Here is a 3,879-nt window from a genome sequence, read left to right on the forward strand (position 1 = left end):
GCCCCCTCGGCCCCCTCGGCGCCGGGCTGGGTGAGGTGCGGGCCGCCGGGCCGCCACTCCTCGCCCGCCCCGAGCTCCCGTGCCAGCCGTACGGCTCCCTGATCGCGGTCGGCGAGCAGCACGCGCACACCGCGCTTGCGCAGCGCCAACGCCGCGGAGGTGCCGATGAGACCGGTGCCGACGACGAGCACGGTGCGAAGTTCCATCTGGTGTCCTGATTTATCGGGCCATTGGGATAGCCAGTATCTCGTGATGTGGTGCCCGGTCGCTCACTGCGCGATGTCCTGCCGCAGCGCCACCGCGCCACGCAGGTAAACATGCTGGATCTCGGCCCTCGGGCGGTCGGTCTCCACGTGAGCCATGAGCCGCACCACGCGGGGCAGCGCACCCGGCACGGCGATCTCGGTGCAGCAGATCAGCGGCACCTCGTGGAAACCCAGCTTCCGCGCCGCGAGCGCGGGAAACTCGGCCGTGAGATCGGGCGTGGCCGTGAACAACACGCTGATCACGTCATCCGGGGTCAGCTCGTTACGCTCCATGATCGCGCTGACCAGCTCGGTCGTCCCTTCGATGATCGAGCCACGGTCGTCGGCGTCCACCTGGATCGCCCCACGGATCGCGCGCACCATGTGGTCAGTCCCCTTCCCCTAACCGGGAGAGCCCGTGCGAGGATCGCACGGGCTCCTTCTTCCGGCCAGGTTACAGCTTCACGGCGGCGTAGAGCTCGCCGACTTCCTTCAGGCTGAGCGCCCGGATGGTGCCCGGCTTCGTACGGCCCAGCTTCACCGGACCGAACTCGATCCTGGCCAGGTCGATCACCCGGTGGCCCACCACCTCCAGCATGCGCCGCACGACGTGCCTGCGGCCCTCGTGCAGCACGACCTCGATCAGCGCCTGCTGCCCGTGCTCCTGCACGACGGTGAAGCTGTCGGCCTTGACGATGCCGTCCTCCAGCTCGATGCCCTGCTTGAGCCTGCGGCCCAGGTCACGCGGGATCGGCCCGGGCACCTTGGCCCAGTATTTCTTCTGCACCCCGTAGCTCGGGTGCGTCAGCCTGTTGGCCAGCTCGCCGTCGTTGGTGAGCAGCAGCAGGCCCTCGGTCTCGGTGTCGAGCCTGCCCACGTGGAACAGCCTCGGCGCCAGCTCCTCGACGTAGTCGGCCAGGCACGGGCGGCCCTGCGGGTCGTCCATCGTGGAGACGACGCCGATGGGCTTGTTGAGGGCGTAGTAGACCAGGTCGGGGGCGGTGGGGATGCGCTTCCCGTCCACGTGGATGACCTGCGCCGCGGGATCGACCTTGGCGCCGAACCTCCGCACGACCTGGCCGTTCACCGTGACCCGGCCCTCGCCGATCATCTCTTCGCACGCCCTGCGGCTGGCGACGCCCGCCTGGGCGAGCACCTTCTGCAGCCGCACGCCGTCAGGGACCTCGGTGGTGTCGCGCTCGTCGGAGTAACCCTCGGGGTAGAAGTTACGGTCGCGCAGGGGCTGCCGGGCCGCCTTCACCCGATCGTGCTGAGGGCTGCCGTAGCCGCTTCCGCCGCCGCGCCTGCCCCCGATCGTCTGTACGTCATCCCGCCGGGGACCACGACCGGTACGCCCGGCGTCGCGACCGATACGCCCGGCGTCGCGACCGGTACGCCCGGTGTCGCGCCCGGTGCGGGCGTCGCCGTCGCGCCTGCCGTAGCGGGACCTGGTGGACTCGGTGCCCCGGGGAGGGGCCTCACGACGCCCGCTCCGGTCGGCCCGGAACCCGCCGCGCTCCTCACGCCGCTCGCCCCCGTAACCACCCCGGTCGGACCTGCCGCCCTGTTCGGAGCGGTAACCGCCACCACGCTCGTCACGCCGTTCAGCCCGGTAACCACGCTCGTCACGCCGCTCGGACCCGTAACCCGCACCGCGCTCGTCACGCCGCTCGGACCGGTAACCGCCGCCGCGCTCATCACGCCGCTCGGACCCGTAACCACGCTCGAACCTGTCGCCACGCTCGGAACGGTAACCGCCGGCGCGCTCGTCACGCCGCTCGGAACGGTAACCGCCGCCGCGCTCGTCACGCCGCTCGGACCGGTAACCGCCGCCGCGCTCATCACGCCGCTCGGACCCGTAACCACGCTCGAACCTGTCGCCGCGCTCGGAACGGTAACCGCCGGCGCGCTCGTCACGCCGCTCGGGACGGTGACCGCCCGCGCGCCCGGAATCGTAACCGCCACCGCGCTCATCGCGGCGCTCGGAACGGTAGCCGCCCCGGTCGCCACGAGGACGCTCGCCACGTCCGTAACGATCCTCACGGCCACCGCGCTCGTAACGGTCGTCGCGGGTGGGACGGTCGTCGCGGTCGGCTCCTCGCGAGTAGCGGCCGCCGCCGGCGTCGTCGCTCCCGGCGGGCCTGCCGTACCGGGCGCGGGTGCCGCCCCGGTCGGCGCGGAGGGAGTCGCGGGAGGACCGGGCGTCGCCCACGGAGTCGCGACCGCGGCCACGGTCGTCGCTCCGGAAGTCGTCACGGCGGGACCCGCCTCTGGAGTCTCTTCGGCCGGTCCCACCGCGGAAGTCGTCGTCACGCCGGGAGTCGCCACGGGCGTCGTCGGAGCGGAAGGCGGGACGCCCACCACGGCCGGAGCCGCCCGTGCGTCCACGACCGCGTCCATCACCGGACGGGGTGCTGCGCCTGTTGATCACTTTGTTGTCTCCTCGAGGTTCTCCACGTCGTCGGGGAGGAAGGGCGCGAGCTCGGGGAGCTCGCTCAGATCCCGTAGTCCCAGACGTTCAAGGAAGTATGAGCTTGTCCGGTAGAGCACCGCTTGGCTCTCCGGGTCGGTGCCGGCCTCTTCGACCAGCCCCCTGGCGACGAGTGTCCGCATGACACCGTCGCTGTTGACGCCGCGTACGGCGGCGACGCGGGAACGGCTCACCGGTTGCCGGTAGGCCACGACCGCGAGCGTTTCGAGCGCGGCCTGGGTCAGCCGCGTCTGCTGGCCGTCGCGTACGAACCTTTCGACCAGCGGCGCGCAGTCGGCACGCGTATAGAAACGCCAACCGCCCGCCACTTCTCTCAGATCGAAACCCCGTCCGGCGGCGGTGTATTCCGCCGCCAGCCCACGCAGCGCCGCGGCGACCTCGTGGGTGGGCCGTTCGAGCACCTGAGCCAGGGTCACCTCGGCGACCGGCTCGTCAACGACAAGCAGGATAGCCTCCAGTGCCGCCTCGAGCCTCGGCCCCTCCCCCGGCTCGGCCTCCTCGGCGCCCGGCGCTGGTCCGGCCGCGGCGCCCCGCGAGGGTCCGGCGGCGGCGTCCTGGGCTGGCTCGTCGCCGGGTGTCAGGTCGCCGTTTCCCATGGCCGGGCTGGTGTACGTGCGGTCCGCCGCCCCGTCGCGGCCGGCGGCGCCGGTCACCGGCCCGTCGCCCTGAGCCGTCGCGCCAGCGGCCAAGGCCGGTCCGCCAGCCCCCGCCATCGATTCCTCTCGCGCCAACGATTCCTCGGCCGGTGCCAGGTCCTCGTCCGGTGCCGGGGATGCCAGATCCTCGTCCGGTGCCGGGGGTGCCAGATCCTCGTCCGGCGCCGGGTCCTCGGCCGGCGGCGTCCCATCCCTGGACGGCGTGTCGTCCTGCGGCGGCGTCTCCCCACTGACGGGTTCGCCCCTCTCGAGCACCGGCTCGCCCAGGGCGGAAGCGTCGTCCGCGACCGGCGTCTCCGCCCGAGACAGCGTGCCGTCCTGGACGCGCGTGTCGTCCGTGACCGGCGGCTGTGCACGGGATGGATCCCCGGCACCCACGCCGCGCGACGGCGTGGCGTCCCGGGGCGGGTCCTCGGGGGGCGGCGCCTGGTCGTCGCGGGGGGAGGTCTCCGCCTCCGGGGCGCCCGGCTGGATGAGGGAGCCGGGG

General features: G+C 72.7%; 4 protein-coding genes. All 4 read right to left on the bottom strand.

The window, feature by feature from the left end; translation table 11 throughout:
* On the bottom strand, positions 1 to 206 hold a 206-nt coding region (locus E1292_RS49670; protein WP_132606763.1), incomplete at its 3' end, for an FAD-dependent oxidoreductase.
* A 63-nt stretch (positions 207 to 269) separates the two neighbouring features.
* A complete protein-coding gene (gene aroH / locus E1292_RS49675) occupies positions 270 to 629 on the bottom strand; it encodes a chorismate mutase (protein ID WP_132606764.1) in 360 nt (119 codons plus the stop codon).
* Positions 630 to 699: 70 nt separating this feature from the next.
* Positions 700 to 2,457 (bottom strand): pseudouridine synthase, encoded by a 1,758-nt coding sequence (locus E1292_RS49680; protein WP_246091045.1) that lies wholly within the window; start codon positions 2,455 to 2,457, stop codon positions 700 to 702.
* Between the two features lie 215 nt (positions 2,458 to 2,672).
* Positions 2,673 to 3,332 (bottom strand): SMC-Scp complex subunit ScpB, encoded by a 660-nt coding sequence (gene scpB, locus E1292_RS49685; protein WP_246091047.1) that lies wholly within the window; start codon positions 3,330 to 3,332, stop codon positions 2,673 to 2,675.
* Positions 3,333 to 3,879: the final 547 nt, after the last annotated feature.

The organism is Nonomuraea deserti (assembly GCF_004348685.1).
GTDB lineage: Bacteria > Actinomycetota > Actinomycetes > Streptosporangiales > Streptosporangiaceae > Nonomuraea > Nonomuraea deserti.

Bases quoted from the DNA above. Each gene is read 5' to 3' on its own strand.
- aroH (WP_132606764.1), bottom strand. From the start codon at position 629: ATGGTGCGCGCGATCCGTGGGGCGATCCAGGTGGACGCCGACGACCGT.
- scpB (WP_246091047.1), bottom strand. From the start codon at position 3,332: ATGGGAAACGGCGACCTGACACCCGGCGACGAGCCAGCCCAGGACGCC.